The sequence below is a fragment of the Microbacterium sp. 67-17 genome (genome assembly GCF_001898325.1).
GTDB lineage: Bacteria > Actinomycetota > Actinomycetes > Actinomycetales > Microbacteriaceae > Microbacterium > Microbacterium schleiferi.
Genome location: NZ_MKTR01000017.1, coordinates 37,105 through 55,574, shown reverse-complemented (window position 1 = coordinate 55,574; position 18,470 = coordinate 37,105). Strand labels below are relative to the sequence as shown.

The window sequence follows — 18,470 nt, the reverse complement described above, 5'->3', positions numbered from 1 at the left end:
GCTACGGGTGGCCGGAGCGGAAGATGTGGACGCTTTCGGCGCGGCCGCGTTCGCTGAGGATGAGCGCGAGGACGCCGAGTCCTATTGTGCTCGCAAGGCTCGACAGTGCGCCGACGAGTGTTGCAACGTCGGCGACGGCCTGCTGCGGGAGTGCCATGGTCGCGTACATGCCCTGGGTCATGACGCCCACGAGGACGCTCAGTCCGAGAACCCAGAGCGGCGCCCACCGCCACGGAGACGGAACGATGCGGGTCCGCGCGATCTGGACGGTCGCGATGGTCCCGGCAGCGAGCGGTATCAACAGGTCGAGGTAACCCAGGACGACGTACATTGGCGGAATCGAATCTGGTGTGGCGAAGCCGCCGTTCGGTGTCATCACGTCGAAGACGATGCGGGCGACGACATGCCACCACGCCACGATCAGCATCGTGACGAGACCCATAGGTCTGCGCGCGACGATGCTTTCGTACCTCGTTCGTCCAACGGCGAACACGGTGACGCCGACGGCCCAAGCAAGCTCGGCGATCACAGTGAGAACCGGACGTAGAGAAGAGCCGAGCATGACGGCGTCCAGCATCGCGACGATACCGGCCAGGATCAGTGCGCTGCCACCGATCGTCCACGTCAGGTTTCGCCGCCGCATCCTTCGAGCCTAACGAGCCAGACTGCGTCGGCTCGGTTACAACCGAGCCATCGTGGATAGTCGCCGATAATGCACATTATGTCAGCTCGGTCTGAACTGACCATGCCGCTCGAGACTAAGCCCGCTCTCCTGGCCTGGCAGCGCTCGTGCTCGCTGGGCTCCCGGGTTAGCCTCGTTCTATCGGGTGTGGTGCGTGACGCGGAGGGCGTGTCGGATGCGGGGACGTGTCGGTTCAGATGATCGTGCCTGGCCTGGTTGCGCGGTGAGCGCCAAGGGTCGGCTGTCATGACCACTCCTCCCCCGGACGCCGACGAACAGGTCACGATCGCTGACCTCATGACCCCGGACTCGGACGACGACGCGTTTGTCGCCACCAACGGTCCCTCGCGGGCGCTGCGCATCACGGGTCTCGTGATCGCCATCGTGATGGTTGTCGGGATGGTGGCGACGGGCGGGTACGTCGCCTGGGCGCTGAACACTCCCCTGCCTGCCGCGACGCTGGAGTGGCAGACGCCGACCGTCGAGTCTCCCGTTGCAGCTCAGATCTCGCTTCCGTCTTTCGGCTCTTCAGCACTGAGCGTGTCAGGCGGGGACGTGTATCTCGGCGAGGGCGCGAGTGGAATCTGGCAGACGTCCGGTCCCCAGGATCCGCAGGTCATGGCGAGCGTCAGCAAGATCATCACGGCACTCGTCGTACTTGAGAAGTACCCGCTCGCGGACGCATCCGATCCCGGCCCGACGATCACGTTCTCGAAAGCCGACCACGATCTCTACGATCAGTACTACGTTCGTGGAGCGACGATCGCGGCAATGCCCACGGGCACACGGATGTCGCTGCACGATGCGCTGGCCACGATGTTGATCCCCTCGGCGAGCAACTACGCCGAGGCCATCAGTCGGTGGGCGTTCGGCTCGGTATCCAGCTTCCGCGCGGCGGCCAGCGACTGGCTCCAGGCCCATGGTCTGGCCGGCACGACGGTCGTCGAACCCACGGGGCTCGACTCCGCGAATGTCAGCACGCCCACTGATCTGGTCGCTATCGCAAAGCTTGCCGCCGCAAACCCGACCCTCGCGTCGATCGTCGGAACAGCCTCGCTCACGATCCCGGGGCCTGGATCGCTGCAGAACACCAACGCCTTGCTGGGCGTCGACGGAGTAACGGGGATGAAGACCGGCAACCTCGGGTACGGGACCTACGCGTTGGTGTTCACAGCGGGCTTGGACATCGCAGGCATGCACCTGGATGTCACAGGCGCAATCCAGGGCGGCGCGACGCGGGAGTCAGCCAATGCTGATGTGCTTCGCATGCTCGACAGCATCCGCCGCGGGTTCCACGACGTCCCTGTCGGACTGGCAGGCGACCACATCGGCACCGTCACGGCACCGTGGGGTGGAACCACGGAGGTTGTGATCGCGCGCGACGTCGACATCTTCACGTGGTCTGACACGCCGATCGCGGTCGAGGTTACGATGGACAACCCGATCGAGTTCGCGACCGGCGACGTCGTGGGTCTGATCACCTGGACAGCCGGTCCGCACAGCGAGAGCGCTGAGCTCATCGTGACCGAGTCAATCGATCCGCCGACCGACTGGTGGCGACTGACACACCCTACGGAGCTCGTCGCGGGCTGAACTCGGCACCAGTCGGCGCGCAGCTCACCGTGGTCACCCAGAGCGCCTTGACACTAGATTCCGGATCTGGCATATGGCCTCATCCGGGCGGAGTCACGTGAACCAGCCGCTGTTGCGCACGGTTCTGTCTTGGAACTGATGCTGAGCGGCAGCCCGCGCTCGATCAACAGCTTCCTGCGCTTCGCGGCCTTCTTTCGCCTCGGAGAACGAGACGGGCTTGCGAACGAAGAGGCGAGTCACCCGGTTCCAGAACGTCATCATCGCCACCCCCTTGTGCCCCACGATAGACCAGCTCAGGCTCCAGCGGGCTCGATCGTCACCCAATTCCCGAACTTCGGCATCCGGCCGTCACCCGACGACGTGCCTGTCAGTCGTCGACGAACCCATGGGCCGACGTGCGCGCGATAGTAGGCCAAACCACGCACCGCGTCGGCGGTGGACTGCTCGGGCATCGACCACCACTCCCCTGGTGCGGGGTGGCCCAGGGCGCCGAGGAGGCGCGCAGCCACCCGGTGGTGCCCGCGCGAGTTCATGTGCAGCCTGTCGGCAGACCAGAACGACGGATGCGACAGCTCGCGATCCGGCCAGTTGAGGGCCCGGACAACATCGGGACGGTCGGTGACTCGTGCCACTACTGCTCGCGAGAGGTCGTCTCCGCGGCGTTGGATCAGCGACCGGAACGGCAGCTGGGCTGAGGGGTTGGCGCCCGAGAGCAGAACCAGACGGACCCCTTCCTCATCGCACCGGCGCAGGACGGTGCTGAAGGCGTCCGCGATGCTCTCGATCGTCGTGCGGGGTCGCAGCATGTCGTTGCCTCCCCCGTTGAACGAGAGGTGGGTCGGACGGAGAGCGAGGGCCGGCTCCAGTTGCTCTTCCACGATGGGCCACGCAAGCTTGCCGCGGATGGCGAAGTTCGCATACGCGATCGGAGCACCGAGTGCGTTGGCCCAGCCGAGAGCGGTGAGGTCTGCCCACCCCCGGACGGTGCCGTCAGGCAGCTCGTCGCCGACGCCTTCGGAGAAGGAATCACCGATGGCAACGTAGCGGATCTCCTGCACTCCCCTAGCCTACGGGTGCCTCATCGCGCTGCCGGTCTGCGCCTTCCGCGATCATCTCGCGCGCCATCGGGATCACCCTGGTGCCGTAGAGCTCGATCGAGCGCATCAGCTGCTCGTGTCCGAGCGTGCCGTTCGAGTACTTCAGATCGAAACGGTCGATCCCCAGCGTCAACACGGTGTCGGCGATCTTGCGAGCAACCCGGTCGGGTGACCCCGAGTAAACCGCTCCCCCGGCTCCGACGTCGTGCTGGAACCGCATCCGACTGTAGGGCGGCCACCCGCGTTCGGCTCCGATACGGTTGTTCATCGCTTCAAACGCAGGATACGCCTGTTCCCACGCCTGCTCATCGGTATCGGCGATGTGACCCGGCGAGTGGACGCCGACCGGCTTGCGATCGTGTCCAAAGGAGGCCAGCGAACGATGGAAGAGCTCAACATAGGGTGCGAAGCGCTCAGCGGGTCCGCCGATGATCGCGAGCATGAGGCCGAAGCCGTACCGCGCTGTCCGGACGACGGATTCGGGTGACCCTCCGACGCCCACCCAGGTCATGAGGCCGGATCCCTCGGTCTTCGGGTACACGTCAGCACTAGTGAGCGCGGCGCGGGTGGTTCCGGACCAGGTGACCGGGCGCTCCTGGCGCAAGAGGGAGAACAGTTCGAGCTTCTCCTCGAACAGGGCCTCGTAATCCTTCAGGTCGTACCCGAACAGGGGGAAGGACTCGATGAAGCTCCCGCGGCCCAGTACCACCTCGGCGCGAGCGTTCGAGACGGCATCCAGGGTCGCGAACCGCTCGTAGACCCGCACCGGATCGTCTGACGAGAGAACCGTCACGGCAGTGCCGAGGTGGATGTCGCGGGTCCGCCCGGCGATGGCCGCGAGCACGATCTCGGGGCTCGACACCGCGAAGTCGGGCCGATGGTGCTCGCCGACGCCGATGAACGAGATGCCGAGTTCGTCGGCGAGCACAGCCTGGTCGACAAGATTGCGCAGCGTCTGTGCGTCAGAGAGGGGCGCTCCGCTCTCATCGACCGTGACATCACCGAAGGTATCGAGACCGAACTGAATCATGACGGCATCCTTTCCATGCATGTGCATAGAACCATACGGGTCCGGTCCCTATTCCATTCCTCAGATCAGCAACGCCGCACGTAGCGTGTCGAGCCCAACTCCGCCGATGTCGAGCGCGCGCTTGTGAAACGCCTTGATGTCGAACGCGTCGCCCTGTTGCTCGGCAACGGTGTCTCGCAACTGTTCCCAGATGCGCTGACCCACCTTGTAGGACGGAGCCTGCCCGGGCCAGCCGAGGTAGCGGTTGACCTCGAATTGAATGAACTCGTCCGACATGTTGACGTTGCGGCGCATGAAGGCGAGGGCGTAGTCGTGGTCCCATACGCCTTCGCCGTCCAAGCGGGGCTTGCCGAGGTGGACGCCGATATCCAACACGACGCGCGCTGCCCGCATCCGCTGCCCGTCGAGCATGCCGAGCCGGTCCGCGGGGTCATCCAGGTAGCCGAGCTGCTCCATGAGGCGCTCCGCGTACAGCGCCCACCCCTCCGCGTGGCCCGACGTACCGGCCAGCAGACGCCGCCACGAGTTGAGTTGTGCGCGGTTGTAGACGGCCTGAGCGATCTGCAGGTGGTGACCGGGAACGCCCTCGTGATACACGGTCGTCAGTTCTCGCCACGTGTCGAAGTCCTCGACGCCCTCCGGAACCGACCACCACATGCGCCCGGGGCGCGAGAAGTCATCGGTCGGGCCGGTGTAGTAGATCCCGCCCTCCTTGGTGGGCGCGATCATGCACTCGAGCGTGCGGATCGGTTCGGGGATGTCGAAGTGCGTCTTCCCGAGCTCTGCCACGGCATGATCGCTCGTCTGCTGCATCCACGTTTGCAGCGCCTCGGTACCGTGAAGCTTTCGCGAGGTATCTCTCTCGAGGAACGCGACAGCCGCCTCGACGCTCGCGCCGGAAAGGATCTCGTCGGCGATCTGTTCCTGCTCGGCGACCATGCGCGCGAGCTCTTCGATGCCCCACTCGTAGGTTTCATCGAGGTCGATGGTCGCACCGAGGAAGCGCCGTGAGTGCAGCGCGTACAGGTCCCGGCCGACGCCGTCCTGCTCGGAAGCGGCAGGGCCGACCTCGGCGGAGAGAACATCGGCGAGCTCTTCGTACGCCACGCGGGCAGCGCCCGCTGCGTCGGCGAGCTCACGGGCGAGGGATGCCGGAAGCTGCCCGTCGTTGGGTGCGGCCTCGGCGGCGAACTCCGCGAAGAAGCCGCGGTCGCTCGTGTAGCGCCCGATCTGGGTCACGACTTCGCGCACCTGCCGCCTGGCGGGTACGACCCCAGCTGAGACTCCGGCTCGGAGGGTTTCGATGTAGCCGCGTACCGCCTCTGGGACCGCTCCCAGTCGCGTCGCGATGACAGACCAGTCCTCCGCCGTGTCGGTGGGCATGAGGTCGAAGACCGCGCGGATGTCCTGCGGCGGCGAGGCGATCACGTTCAGGTCGCGAAGATGCCACTGGGCGTCGTGGAGTTCGAGGTCGAGTTCCAGCTCGCGGGTAAGGTCTGCTTTCGTGACGCGATCGATGTCGTCCACGGGCTCGGTGGTGCGCAGCGCAGCGAGCGTCGTGCGGGCTTCGTCGGCGAGTGCGTCAACGCCAGCTGGAGAATAGTCGCCGTAGCGTGCATTGTGCTCGGAGCGACCGATGTAGGTGGCGAGGGTGGGGACACGCTCCGCGAGCGTGTCGACCCACGCATCTGCGATCGCGTCGATGGGCGTGGCAGATCGAGGAGCTTCAGTCATGCGTTCGAGCCTAACCAGAACGAGCGGTCAGTGCCCGGCGAGATTCCAATCGCCGCCGCGGCCCACTTCGACATCCAACGGCACGGACAGGGTCGCCGCGTCAGCCATCCTCTGCCTGACGATCTCTTCGACCCGGTCCCACTCCCCCGGCGCGACTTCGACAACGAGCTCGTCGTGGATCTGCAGCAACACCCGCGAACGCAGATCGCTGTCGCGGAGGTCTTGGTGGATGCGGAACAGCGCGATCTTCATGATGTCGGCAGCGCTGCCCTGGATGGGTGCGTTGAGCGCAGCGCGTTCGGCATTCTCGCGCAGAACGCGGTTCGGGCTGGTGAGGTCTGGGAAGGGGCGGCGGCGACCGAAGATCGTCTCGGTGTACCCGTCTATCCGAGCCTTCTCGACAGAAGCGCGCAGGTAGTCGCGCACCGCGCCGAATCGCGCGAAGTACTCCATCATGAGCTGCTTGGCCTCGGCTTGTTCGATGCGCAGCTGCTTGGACAGCCCGAAGGCAGAGAGGCCGTAGACGAGGCCGTACGACATGGCTTTGACCTTCGTGCGCATCTGCGGGGTGACATCGGCGGGGTCCACACCGAACACGCGCGCGCCGACGAAGCGATGCAGATCCTCACCCGAATTGAAGGCCTCGATGAGCCCGGGGTCCTCCGACAGGTGCGCCATGATGCGCATTTCGATTTGCGAGTAGTCGGCGGTCAGGAGGGTTTCATACCCGGCGCCGACAACGAATGCCGAACGGATACGGCGGCTGTCTTCGGTCCGGATGGGGATGTTCTGCAGATTGGGGTCGGTGCTCGAGAGGCGCCCCGTTTGGCTCCCCGTCTGCACGTAGGTTGTGTGGATTCGGCCGTCGGTGCCGATCGCGGCATCCAGCGACTCGATGATCTGCCTGAGCTTGGTCGCCTCGCGATGCTGGAGGAGCAGACCAAGGAACGGATGCGGATTGGTCTCTTGCAGGTCGGCCAGAACCGCGGCATCCGTCGAGTAGCCGGTCTTCGTCTTGCGGGTCTTGGGGAGTCCCAGCTCTTCGAAGAGCACCTCCTGGAGCTGCTTCGGGGACCCGAGGTTGACCTCGCGACCGATTGTGTCGAAAGCTTCGGCGGCGATCGCATCGGCGCGGGCGCCGAGTTCTGCCGAGAACGCGGCAAGCGTCTCGTGCGAAACTGCCACCCCGTCCAGCTCCATGTCGACGAGCGCGTCGAGGGTCGGAAGCTCGATCTCGCGGAGCACGCCGGCGAGGTCATCCGGCAGTTCAGCCCGAAGCGCGTTCGCGACCCGCAGCGTGAACCACGACAGCTGTCCGGGAGTGGCGCCCTCGGTTTCGGGAATCAGCTGCGTCGGATCGGCCTCAGGGAGCTTCTCTCCCAGGTAGCGGTCGACGAGATCTGCGAGTGTCTTGTCGGGGAAGCTCGGACGAAGAAGCCACCCGGCCAACGCAGTGTCGAACGCGACACCCCCGACGGTGACGCCCGCACGACGCAGCATCTTGATCTGGGCCTTGGCGTCGGCGAAAACTTTCGGGCTATCGGACGCGAACCAGCCCGAGAGGTGGGCCGCCGACTCTGTCGTCCAGCTGGTTTCGACAACATCGGCTTCGCGCGCGAACCCCACACGGGTCGGGAGGGATGCCGAACTCGCCGCGCCTGCGCTTGGAACGACAGTCACCGCGACCTCGCCGACGCCGCCTGCCAGCCACGCAGCCACAGCATCGGAGTTCGCCTCTGTGGCAACCGGCAGATGCACCGCCCGCGCTGCATCCGCGGGTTCCTCGCCGCCAAAGGCCTCGAACACGCGCGGCAGCAGGGTACGAAACTCCAGCCGCGCGAAGATGTCGCGAACGCCCTGTGCATCCATACCGGTGACAGCTAGCTCGTCGGGGCCGACCGGCAGCTCGACGTCGCGCAAGAGCCGATTCAGCGCGCGGTTGCGCTTGACGTCATCGAGGTGCTCGCGCAGGTTGTTGCCCACCACTCCCGTGACACGGTCGGCGTTCTCGAGCAGGTCTTCAAGGGTGCCGAACTGGGTCAGCCACTTCACCGCCGTCTTCTCCCCCACCTTGGGGACGCCGGGGAGATTGTCGCTGGTCTCGCCGACCAGAGCCGCGATGTCGGGGTACTGCTCAGGCGAAACGCCGTAACGCTCGCGTACCGCTTCAGGGTCGTACCGCTTGAGTTGGGACACCCCCTGCACACTTGGGTAGAGCAGTGTGATGCGCTCATCCACGAGCTGAATCGTGTCGCGGTCACCCGAGCAGACGAGCACGTGATACCCGGCATCCGCGCCCCGGGTCGCCAGAGTGGCGAGGATGTCGTCGGCTTCGATGTCTTCTTGCTGGAGCACCGTGATGTTCATGGCCCGGAGGCAGTCCTGCAGCAGGGGGATCTGGCCCTGGAACTCCTTCGGGGTCTCGGCACGGTTCGCCTTGTATTCCGCGTACTCACGGGTACGGAACGACTGGCGCGAAGTGTCGAAAGCTACAGCGACATGCGTGGGCTTCTCGGCCTTGACCAGGTTCACAAACATCGACAGGAACCCGTAGATCCCGTTCGTGTGCTGACCGTCCTTGGTGGTGAAGTTCTCGACGGGGAGGGCGAAAAACGCCCGAAAGGCCAGCGAGTGGCCGTCGACGACCAGGAGGGTAGGCTTCGAGGAGTCCGTCACTCTGTCAGCCTACCCACGGCTTCCGACAGCACTTCTCCCCGAGGGTGGTCATGAGCACGCAGCATCCGGTGAACGTCAATGGCATGGAGTGGGCGGCGCAGCGCGGCATGGGGACCCTCGCCGAGAAGATGGGGATGCAGTTCCTCGAGTTCACGGTTGAACGTTCCGTTGCGACCATGCCCGTTGAGGGCAACACGCAGCCAGTGGGCCTCATGCACGGCGGCGCATACGTCGTGTTGGGCGAGTCCCTGGGGTCGATGTCTGCGAATCTGTGGGCGGGCCCGGGCCGCCTCGCTGTCGGTGTCGATATCAACGCGACCCATACGCGATCCGCCCGCTCGGGTCTGGTGACAGGCGTGTGCACCCCCGTGCACCTCGGGCGAAGCATGACAGTTCACGAGATCGTCGTCTCCGACGACGAGGGGCGACGATGCTCCACCATCCGCATCACGAACCTCATCAAGGATGTTCCGCTCCCCGAGGAGCTCACGCGCCCCGAGGGATGAGCCAACTTTCGCGCGTGAACCGATGCGACGCGGGAGTGCAGCTGCCGGCCGACCGACGCCGAGGCCTCAGGCCTTCTTCGGCGCCAGCTGCTCGATGATCGCCTTGGCGACGTCTTGCATCGTGAGCCGGCGGTCCATCGATGCCTTCTGAATCCACCGGAACGCCTCAGGTTCGGACAGGCCCATCTTCTCGTTGAGCAGTCCCTTGGCGCGATCCACGAGCTTGCGGGTCTCGAACCGCTCCACCATGTCGGCAACCTCTGCCTCGAGGGTGAGGATCTGCTCGTGGCGGGCGAGGGCGATTTCGATCGCCGGAAGCAGATCGTTCGGGGTGAAGGGCTTCACCACATAAGCGAGAGCACCAGCCTCGCTCGCACGCTCAACGAGTTCCTTCTGGCTGAACGCGGTCAACAGGACGACCGGCGCGATGTTGTTCTTGTTGAGCTTCTCGGCGGCGGAGATGCCATCGAGCTGGGGCATCTTGACGTCCATGATGACCAGGTCAGGACGCAGCTCCGTGGCCAGCTGAACCGCGCTCTCGCCGTCCCCGGCTTCGCCGACGACATCGAACCCGTTGTCGCGAAGGATTTCGACGATGTCGAGTCGGATGAGGGACTCATCTTCGGCTACGACGACACGGCGGGGGGTGTTGGCGGCGGAGGCTGCTGCCTGCTCTTGCTCTGTCACCTTTGAATCCTACGGTATGGTCAATGCGGACGTCCCCGGCCGGTGTGGCGGAATGGCAGACGCGACCGACTCAAAATCGGTTGCCCGAAAGGGCGTGTGGGTTCGACTCCCACCACCGGCACGTGATGAAGGCCGCGACCCGTCAGGGTTGCGGCCTTCATCACGTCACGATGGCGCGGCTTGGGAAGAGCACACGGTGGGTGGGCCCACGCGGCCGGAGGCTCCGCGCGCTGCGGAGCGGCGCGTGGAGTGGCCGTGGGGACGACTCCCACCACCGGCACGTGATGAAGGCCGCGACCCGTCAGGGTTGCGGCCTTCATCACGTCACGATGGCGCGGCTTGGGAAGAGCACACGGTGGCTCAGGCTCCGAAGAACTGGTTCCCGAGTGCTTTGCTCTTGAGCGCGTCGAACTCGCCCTGCGAGATGGTGCCGGCATCCAGCAGGGCCTTGGCGCGCTCGATCTCGGCAGTCGGGTTAGCGGCAGCGGCAGGACGGTAGTCGTCGGTTTCGGGAACGACGCCGCGCCGGATGCTCGCACGAGCTGCCATCCCGCGTCCTCGGGCGATCACGTACACGAGAGCCGTCAAGAAGGGCACGAGGACCAGGAAGATGATCCAGAGCGCCTTCCAGCCGCCTGCCAGCGTGTGGTCGCGAAACAGATCGATGATGATCAGCGCGACGACGTAGATGTACGCGGCGATGTAGAACATCACGAGCGCGAACAAGAAAATGTCCCAGATGCCGAGCACGGCTACCTCCGAATGCGAAACGGTCGCGCTCAGCCTAGTGCCGAGTGCGACCGTTTCGTGCGAAGCGAGTGTCAGCCTGCGTTCTGGTATGCGGGAGCCTTGCCGTGAACCGCATCGCCCACGTTGTGGATGCGGATGTCGTTGGTCGTGCCCTCGATTCCGGGAGGAGAACCCGAGATCACGACGACCTTGTCACCGACCTTTGCCAGGTCATTCGAGAGAAGGTAGTCATCGACCTGGAGGAACATCCGGTCGGTGTGCGAGACGTGCTCGACCAGGGTCGACTGGATGCCCCACGTCACTGCCATGCGGCGGCGGATCGCCGGGTCGGGGGCGAAAGCGAGCATGGGGATCTTCGGCCGCAGGCGCGACAGACGGCGAGCCGAGTTTCCCGACTCCGTGAACACACACAGGAACTTCGCCTCGACGAAGTCAGCGACCTCGTTGGCCGCGAGCGTGATGATGCCCCCCTGCGTGCGCGGCTTCGTGTGAATCGGAGCGATGCGCTCGAGTCCGTGTTCTTCCGTCGACTCGATGATGCGGGCCATCGTCTGTACGACGACAACGGGGTACTCCCCCACACTCGTCTCGCCCGAGAGCATGACGGCATCGGCACCATCCAGAACGGCGTTGGCGACGTCACTGGTCTCGGCACGCGTGGGAACCGGGTTGTTGATCATCGACTCGAGCATCTGCGTGGCGACGATGACCGGCTTGGCCATCGCGCGGCACAGCTCTACTGCGCGCTTCTGCACGATCGGAACGGCTTCCAGCGGAAGCTCCACGCCGAGGTCGCCACGGGCGACCATGATGCCGTCGAAGGCGTCGATGATCTCCTCGAGGTTGTCGACGGCCTGCGGCTTCTCGATCTTGGCGATGACCGGAACCCGACGGCCCTCCTCGGCCATGATCACGTGAACACGCTGCACGTCCTTGGCATCCCTGACGAACGACAGCGCGATCAGATCGGCGCCGGTACGCAGACCCCAGCGGAGGTCTGCCTCGTCCTTGTCGGAGAGGGCGGGAACGTTGACCGCGACCCCGGGAAGGTTGATGCCCTTGTTGTTGGACACCGGACCACCGACGATGACTTCGGTCGTGACGACTGTTCCGTCTGTCTCGATGACCTTGACACGAACCTTGCCGTCGTCGATGAGCAGGAAGTCGCCCGGTTTCACGTCAGCAGGCAGACCCTTGAACGTCGTCGAGACAATGTCCTTCGTGCCGAGGATGTCCTCGATGGTGATCTTGAAGATGTCTCCGGGCGCGAGCTCGTGAGGTCCGTTCTCGAACTTTCCGAGACGGATCTTGGGTCCCTGCAGATCCACGAGGACCGCGACGGCGCGCTGTGCGTCGTCTGCGGCCTTGCGGACATTGGCGAAATTGTTCTCGTGTACCGAGTAGTCGCCGTGGGAAAGGTTGAAGCGGGCAACGTCAACGCCGGCATCGATGATGGCGCGAACCATCTCGTATGTCGAGGTTGCCGGGCCCAAGGTTGCGACGATCTTCGCGCGTCTCATCCGAGTGTGCTCCGTTGTTTGCGTGATGCAGGCAGAAGGCCTGCGGGTACAGGCAGGGGCCGGGCCCAGCCTACGCGTGCGCCACGCCGATGGCGACATCCGTGGGGTGAACAGGAGACGGAAGCTCCGTGTCACCCATCAGATACCGGTCCACCGCTGCAGCGGCCGCGCGTCCTTCGGCGATCGCCCAGACGATGAGGGACTGACCGCGGCCGGCGTCACCGGCAACGAACACCCCCGGATGCGTCGTCTGGTAATCGTCCTCACGGGCAACGTTGCCGCGATCGGTGAATCTGGTACCGAGCTGGTCCTCGAGGAGAAGTCGCTCGGGGCCGGTGAAGCCCATGGCGATGAGAACGAGGTCTGCCGGGATCTCGCGCTCCGTGCCGCTTTTCGGGACGCGCCGGCCATCCACGAACTCGGTCTCGGCGACACGAAGGTACTGAACTTCGCCGGCGTCGTTGCCCAGGAACTCGACGGTGGAGGCCAGATACATCCGCTCCCCGCCTTCCTCGTGAGCGGACTGCACCTCGAACAGGGTCGGGGCCATCGGCCAGGGCTGCGCGTCAGGGCGTGCCTCGGGAGGGCGACGTCCGATCGCGAGGTTCGTGACGCTCAGCGCGCCCTGGCGGTGGGCGGTTCCGATGCAGTCAGCACCGGTGTCGCCGCCACCGATCACGATGACGTGCTTGCCCTCGGCACTGATCTGATTGGCGACGGCATCCCCTGCGACAGCGTGGTTCGACTCGACGAGGTACTCCATCGCGAAGTGAACCCCGGCGAGGTCGCGTCCGGGGATGGGGAGGTCACGCGGAACTGTTGCCCCGGTCGCGACGACGACAGCGTCATACCGGGCGCGCAGGGCGTCCCAGGTGATGTCGGTACCGATATTGACGCCGGCGCGGAACCGGGTTCCCTCGTCCTGCATCTGACGAAGCCGGGACTCGAGGTGGCGCTTTTCCATCTTGAAGTCCGGGATGCCGTAACGCAGCAGACCGCCGATGCGGTCATCCCGCTCGTACACGGCCACGGTGTGACCGGCGCGCGTGAGTTGCTGTGCGGCTGCCAGACCTGCGGGGCCTGAACCGACCACAGCCACGGTCTTGCCGGTCAAGCGCCCCGGCGGCTTGGGGTCGACCCAGCCGTTCGCGAAGGCCTGATCGATGATCGAGACCTCCACCTGCTTGATCGTCACCGCCGGCTGGTTGATGCCCAGCACGCAGGCGCTCTCGCACGGTGCGGGACAGAGCCGACCCGTGAACTCCGGGAAGTTGTTCGTCGCATGCAGACGATCGATCGCCGCGCGCCCCTCCCCGCGCCACGTGAGGTCGTTCCACTCGGGGATGAGGTTCCCGAGCGGGCATCCCTGGTGGCAGAACGGAATGCCGCAGTCCATGCAGCGTCCGGCCTGCCGGCGCAGCACAGCACTGTCACCGGGTTCGTAGACCTCTTTCCAGTCCATGATGCGAACAGGCACCGGACGACGGGCGGGAAGTTCCCGCTCCGTAACCTTCAGAAAGCCCTTGGGATCAGCCACCGGTCACCTCCAGGATGCGGGTCCAGACGACGTCGCCGTCGGGGTCGAGGCCCTCATCGACGGCCTCCTGCCGCGTGCGCAGCACGGCGGCGTAGTCCCGAGGGACGACGCGGACGAAGTTGGCGACTTCCTCGTCGAAGCGTGCGAGGAAGTCCGCAGCAAGCGCGGAACCCGTCTGTTCCGCGTGCTGCGCGAGCAGGTCCCGCAGCATTTCGGCATCCCCGGAGCCCAGCGGTCCGAGTTCGAGCTCACCCGTAGCGAGCGCTTCCCGGTTCACGAGGTCGGGGTCGAGCCGGTAGATGTACGCGGTTCCACCCGACATACCGGCACCCAGGTTCCTACCCGTCGGACCGAGGATGACGGCGAGCCCGCCGGTCATGTACTCGAGCGCGTGGTCGCCGACGCCTTCGACGACAGCGGTGGCCCCGGAGTTGCGCACGAAGAAGCGCTCGCCCACGATGCCGCGCAGGAAGAGCGTTCCCTGCGTGGCGCCGTAACCGATCACGTTGCCGGCGATGACGTTCTGCGACGCGTCGAACGCTGCATTCTGGGGAGGCCGGATGACGATCTGACCGCCCGAGAGTCCCTTACCGACGTAGTCGTTCGAGTCTCCCGTCAGTCGCAGGGTGATTCCCGCGGGCATGAAGGCACCGAAGGACTGCCCGGCCGACCCGGTGAGGTTGATCGTGATGGATCCGGCCGGCAGACCGTTCTGGCCCTGAGCCTTCGTGACGTGGTGCCCGAGCAAGGTGCCGACCGCGCGGGCGGTGTTGCGCACCGGCAGGTCGATCGTGATCTGACCGCCATGGGCGATGACATCCTGGGCTCGCTCGATGATCGGGACGTCGAAGTGCTCGTCGATCTCGTGGTTCTGCGCACGCAGGTTGCGACGCGGCTCGTCCTCGGCGAACGCAGGACCCTCCAGCACGGGGGTCAGGTCCATCCCGCTCGCCTTCCAGTGCTCAATGGCACGGTTGGTGTCGAGCAGTTCGTGGTGACCGATCGCCTCGTCCAGGGAGCGGAACCCGAGTTCTGCGAGGTACTCCCGTACTTCCTGGGCGATGAACTCCATGAAGGTTTCGACGAATTCCGGCTTGCCGGTGAACCGCGACCGCAGCACGGGGTTCTGCGTGGCGACACCGACGGGGCAGGTGTCGAGATGGCAGACGCGCATCATGATGCATCCGGAGACGACCAGCGGAGCGGTGGCGAAACCGAACTCCTCGGCACCCAGCAGCGCGCCGATGATGACGTCGCGACCGGTCTTGATCTGGCCATCGACCTGTACGACCACACGGTCCCGCATGCCGTTGAGCATCAGGGTCTGCTGGGTCTCGGCGAGGCCCAACTCCCACGGCGTTCCCGCGTGCTTGAGCGAGTTGAGCGGGCTCGCGCCCGTCCCGCCGTCGTGGCCCGAGACGAGGATGACGTCGGCCAGGGCCTTCGCCGTACCCGCTGCTACCGCGCCGATTCCCGACTGGCTGACCAGCTTGACGTGGATGCGGGCGTGGGGGTTGGCGCGCTTGAGATCGAAGATCAGCTGCTTGAGGTCCTCGATGGAGTAGATGTCGTGGTGCGGCGGCGGCGAGATAAGGCCGACACCCGCGGTGGCGTGCCGAGTGCGCGCGACCCACGGATAGACCTTGGTCGGTGGCAGCTGCCCGCCCTCACCGGGCTTGGCGCCCTGCGCGAGCTTGATCTGGATGTCTTCTGCTTCGGTGAGGTACAGGCTCGTCACGCCGAATCGGCCCGAGGCAACCTGCTTGATCGCGCTACGACGTTCCGGATCGAGCAGACGGTCGACATCCTCGCCGCCCTCACCGGTGTTGGACTTGCCACCGATCCGGTTCATCGCGATAGCGAGTGTCTCGTGGGCTTCCTTCGAGATGGAGCCGTAGCTCATCGCGCCCGTTGAGAACCGCTTCACGATCGCCGACACCGGCTCGACCTCGTCGATCGGCACGGGGCGGCGCACGCCGGTGCGCAGACGGAAGAGTCCGCGGAGGGTCTTCAGTTCGCTCGCCTGGTCATCCACGAGCTTCGTGTACTCGCGGAACACGTCGTACCGACGCGTGCGTGTCGAGTGCTGCAGGCGGAAGACCGTTTCAGGGTTGAACAGGTGCGGCGAGCCGTCTCGGCGCCACTGATACTCACCACCGGTCCAGAGGCGCTCGTGAGCGCGCTCTGCTTCGTCCTCCGGGTACGCATAGGCGTGCCGGGCACGGTTCTCGGCGGCGATGACGTCGAGCCCGACGCCGCCGAGCTTCGTCTCCGTGCCCGTGAAGTAGGCGTCCACGAACTCCTGCGACAGGCCGACAGCTTCGAACACCTGCGCGCCCGCGTACGAGGACACGGTCGAGATGCCCATCTTCGACATGATCTTGAGCACGCCCTTGCCGAGCGCATAGATGAGGTTCTTGACGGCCTTCTCAGGCGTCACACCGGTGATGTAACCGGCGCGCACCAGGTATTCGACGGTCTCCATGGCAAGGTACGGGTTCACAGCTGAGGCCCCGTAACCGAGCAATGTCGCGACGTGGTGCACTTCGCGCACGTCGCCGGCCTCGACGACCAGCCCAACCTTCATTCGGGTCTCGCGCCGGATCAGGTGGTGATGGATGGCAGCGACCATCAGCAGCGAGGGAATCGGCGCGAGGTCCTTGTTGGAGTCCCGATCGCTGAGAACGATGTACTCGGCGCCGTCTTCGATTGCCTGATCGACTTCGCTGCACATCTGGGCGATGCGCTTCTGCATCCCCTTGTGTCCCGCCTCGACGCGGTACAGGCCGCGGATCGTGACCGAGGAACGTCCGGGAACGGCGGTGTCGATGTGCTGGATCTTCGCGAGCTCGTCGTTGTCGATGACCGGGAAGTCCAGCGTCACGGTGCGCGTGTGGCTGGGACCCCAGTCCAAGAGGTTCCGCTCGGGACCGATGCCGAGCGACAGCGAGGTCACGACCTCTTCCCGGATCGAGTCGAGCGGCGGGTTGGTCACCTGAGCGAACTGCTGCGTGAAGTAGTCGAACAGCAAACGCGGGCGATCGCTCAGGACCGCAACGGGAGTGTCGCTACCCATGGCGCCGAGCGGCTCCGCGCCCTTCTGCCCCATCGGGGTCAACAGGATGCGGACTTCCTCTTCGGTGTAGCCGAAGGTGCGCTGACGGCGGGTGATCGACGCGATCGGATGCACGATGTGCTCACGCTCAGGCAGCTCGGACAGACGCACGCGGCCGGCATCCAGCCACTCCTGCCAGGGCTGCATCGTTGCGAGATCGCGCTTGATCTCGTCATCCTCGATGATCCGGCGCTGCGCCGTGTCAACGAGGAACATGCGACCGGGACGCAGGCGTCCGCGGCGCTTGATGCGCTCGGGCTCGAAATCGAGCACACCGGTCTCGCTGCCGATGACGACGAGGCCGTCGGTGGTCTCGGTCCACCGTCCGGGACGCAGGCCGTTGCGGTCCAGTGTCGCGCCGACCAGCGTGCCATCCGTGAAGATCAGGGCAGCCGGGCCATCCCACGGCTCCATCTGGATCGCGTGATAGTCGTAGAACGCGCGCAGATCAGGGTCGAGCCCGACCTGCTTCTCGTAAGCCTCGGGGACCATCATCATGATGGCGTGAGGCAAGCTTCTGCCGGTCAGGGTGAGCAGCTCGAGCACTTCGTCGAAGGATGCCGAGTCGCTGGCGCCGTCGGTGCAGATCGGAAGCAGCGGACGGATGTCACCGATCAGCTCGGACTCGAGCTGGGACTGGCGTGCGCGCATCCAGTTGCGGTTGCCGTTGACGGTGTTGATCTCACCGTTGTGCGCGAGCATCCGCAGCGGCTGCGCCAGGCGCCATGACGGGAACGTGTTCGTCGAGTACCGCGAGTGAACCACGGCGAGCTCGGATGCGAACCGTTCATCCTGCAGGTCGGGATAGAACGGCTCCAGCTGCAGCGTCGTGACCATGCCCTTGTAGCCGAGGGTGCGTGCCGAAAGCGACACGAAGTACGCGCCGAGCTCGGTGCGGCTGCGCTTGCGGAGCCGGTAGGTGCGGCGATCCAGCGCGATTCCCGACAGAGCGTGAGCGTCGCCGACGGCGGGGCGCGAGACGAACAACTGCTCGAATGCCGGGCGTGCCTCGAACGCGAGCTTGCCGAGGTGCTCCTCGTCGGTGGGGACCTCGCGCCAACCGAGGACCTCAAGGTTCTCGCTCGCCGCGATCCGCTCGATACCGGCCTTCTGCTCGGCCCGGGCTTCGTGATCCAGCGGCAGGAAGACCATGCCAGCCGCATACTCCCCCACCGGCGGAAGGTCGAAGTCGACGACAGCGCGCAGGAACGCATCCGGCATCTGGGTGAGGATGCCGGCCCCGTCTCCAGTACCGGCATCCGATCCGATGGCACCTCGGTGCTCGAGGTTGCGCAGGGCAGTCAGAGCGAGGTCGATGATGTCGTGACCAGGCTCGCCGCGCAGGGTCGCGACCATGGCCAGGCCACAGGCGTCCCGTTCGAAGTCAGGGTTGTACATCCCCTGCTTGGCGGGGAAGCCGGATTCGCCGGTGGCGATGCGACGGGGGCTCGATGCCATTGCTACCGTCCTCACGTTGATGCTCAAGATGGGACGACGTCGGCCCGGCTGTGTGTGGTGTACGCGGTGATCTGGGTACTGCTCC

Annotated in this window: 13 protein-coding genes and 1 tRNA gene; 3 read left to right on the top strand and 11 right to left on the bottom strand. The window is 65.5% G+C overall.

Features of this window, described 5'->3' with window-relative positions:
• Position 1: 1 nt before the first annotated feature.
• Positions 2 to 643, bottom strand: a complete 642-nt coding sequence (locus BGO47_RS08220) for a hypothetical protein (protein ID WP_292710467.1) — start codon at positions 641 to 643, stop codon at positions 2 to 4.
• A gap of 285 nt (positions 644 to 928) precedes the next feature.
• Between BGO47_RS08220 and BGO47_RS08215 the strand changes: the two genes are divergently transcribed.
• Positions 929 to 2,275 carry a D-alanyl-D-alanine carboxypeptidase gene (locus tag BGO47_RS08215; protein WP_292710465.1) on the top strand — a complete coding sequence of 449 codons (1,347 nt, stop codon included), beginning with the start codon at positions 929 to 931 and terminating at the stop codon, positions 2,273 to 2,275.
• Positions 2,276 to 2,368: 93 nt separating this feature from the next.
• On the opposite strand, the gene BGO47_RS08210 is transcribed toward BGO47_RS08215, so the two are convergent.
• Genes BGO47_RS08210 through polA form a run of 5 tightly spaced genes read right to left on the bottom strand, consistent with a single transcriptional unit; the run spans position 2,369 to position 8,812 of the window.
• Positions 2,369 to 2,536, bottom strand: a complete 168-nt coding sequence (locus BGO47_RS08210) for a hypothetical protein (protein WP_292710462.1) — start codon at positions 2,534 to 2,536, stop codon at positions 2,369 to 2,371.
• 32 nt (positions 2,537 to 2,568) lie between these two features.
• The gene (locus BGO47_RS08205) at positions 2,569 to 3,333 is read right to left on the bottom strand and encodes an SGNH/GDSL hydrolase family protein (RefSeq protein ID WP_292710460.1); all 765 of its coding nucleotides are present in this window, start codon (positions 3,331 to 3,333) and stop codon (positions 2,569 to 2,571) included.
• A gap of 4 nt (positions 3,334 to 3,337) precedes the next feature.
• Positions 3,338 to 4,402 carry an LLM class flavin-dependent oxidoreductase gene (locus BGO47_RS08200; RefSeq protein WP_292710457.1) on the bottom strand — a complete coding sequence of 355 codons (1,065 nt, stop codon included), beginning with the start codon at positions 4,400 to 4,402 and terminating at the stop codon, positions 3,338 to 3,340.
• Between the two features lie 60 nt (positions 4,403 to 4,462).
• Entirely contained in the window at positions 4,463 to 6,136 is a 1,674-nt protein-coding gene (locus BGO47_RS08195) for a DUF885 domain-containing protein (RefSeq protein WP_292710453.1), read from the bottom strand.
• Positions 6,137 to 6,163: 27 nt separating this feature from the next.
• On the bottom strand, positions 6,164 to 8,812 hold the full coding sequence (gene polA / locus BGO47_RS08190; protein WP_292710449.1) for a DNA polymerase I: 2,649 nt from the start codon (positions 8,810 to 8,812) through the stop codon (positions 6,164 to 6,166).
• A gap of 50 nt (positions 8,813 to 8,862) precedes the next feature.
• Between polA and BGO47_RS08185 the strand changes: the two genes are divergently transcribed.
• Positions 8,863 to 9,318: a hotdog fold thioesterase gene (locus tag BGO47_RS08185; RefSeq protein WP_292710446.1), complete on the top strand. Its 456-nt coding sequence runs from the start codon at positions 8,863 to 8,865 to the stop codon at positions 9,316 to 9,318.
• A gap of 66 nt (positions 9,319 to 9,384) precedes the next feature.
• Here BGO47_RS08185 and BGO47_RS08180 read toward each other — a convergent pair whose 3' ends face one another.
• Complete coding sequence (locus BGO47_RS08180; RefSeq protein WP_292710443.1) at positions 9,385 to 10,005, bottom strand: response regulator; 621 nt, start codon at positions 10,003 to 10,005, stop codon at positions 9,385 to 9,387.
• A 38-nt stretch (positions 10,006 to 10,043) separates the two neighbouring features.
• Here BGO47_RS08180 and BGO47_RS08175 point away from each other — a divergent pair.
• Positions 10,044 to 10,126: transfer RNA gene (locus tag BGO47_RS08175), tRNA-Leu, on the top strand.
• Positions 10,127 to 10,365: 239 nt separating this feature from the next.
• Here the strand turns inward: BGO47_RS08175 and BGO47_RS08170 are convergent.
• From BGO47_RS08170 to gltB, 4 genes are all read right to left on the bottom strand, one after another.
• Complete coding sequence (locus BGO47_RS08170) at positions 10,366 to 10,755, bottom strand: SHOCT domain-containing protein (protein WP_331791277.1); 390 nt, start codon at positions 10,753 to 10,755, stop codon at positions 10,366 to 10,368.
• 71 nt (positions 10,756 to 10,826) lie between these two features.
• Entirely contained in the window at positions 10,827 to 12,275 is a 1,449-nt protein-coding gene (pyk, locus tag BGO47_RS08165; RefSeq protein WP_292710440.1) for a pyruvate kinase, read from the bottom strand.
• Positions 12,276 to 12,345: 70 nt separating this feature from the next.
• Positions 12,346 to 13,812, bottom strand: a complete 1,467-nt coding sequence (locus tag BGO47_RS08160) for a glutamate synthase subunit beta (RefSeq protein WP_292710437.1) — start codon at positions 13,810 to 13,812, stop codon at positions 12,346 to 12,348.
• Positions 13,805 to 18,385: a glutamate synthase large subunit gene (gene gltB, locus BGO47_RS08155; protein ID WP_292710434.1), complete on the bottom strand. Its 4,581-nt coding sequence runs from the start codon at positions 18,383 to 18,385 to the stop codon at positions 13,805 to 13,807. The genes BGO47_RS08160 and gltB overlap by 8 nt, the downstream gene beginning before the upstream one ends.
• Positions 18,386 to 18,470 lie beyond the last annotated feature (85 nt).

Coding starts and splice junctions, on each gene's coding strand:
- gltB (WP_292710434.1), bottom strand. CDS start 18,385: ATGGCATCGAGCCCCCGTCGCATCGCCACCGGCGAATCCGGCTTCCCC.
- BGO47_RS08215 (WP_292710465.1), top strand. CDS start 929: ATGACCACTCCTCCCCCGGACGCCGACGAACAGGTCACGATCGCTGAC.
- BGO47_RS08220 (WP_292710467.1), bottom strand. CDS start 643: ATGCGGCGGCGAAACCTGACGTGGACGATCGGTGGCAGCGCACTGATC.
- BGO47_RS08210 (WP_292710462.1), bottom strand. CDS start 2,536: ATGATGACGTTCTGGAACCGGGTGACTCGCCTCTTCGTTCGCAAGCCC.
- BGO47_RS08200 (WP_292710457.1), bottom strand. CDS start 4,402: ATGATTCAGTTCGGTCTCGATACCTTCGGTGATGTCACGGTCGATGAG.
- BGO47_RS08195 (WP_292710453.1), bottom strand. CDS start 6,136: ATGACTGAAGCTCCTCGATCTGCCACGCCCATCGACGCGATCGCAGAT.
- pyk (WP_292710440.1), bottom strand. CDS start 12,275: ATGAGACGCGCGAAGATCGTCGCAACCTTGGGCCCGGCAACCTCGACA.
- BGO47_RS08185 (WP_292710446.1), top strand. CDS start 8,863: ATGAGCACGCAGCATCCGGTGAACGTCAATGGCATGGAGTGGGCGGCG.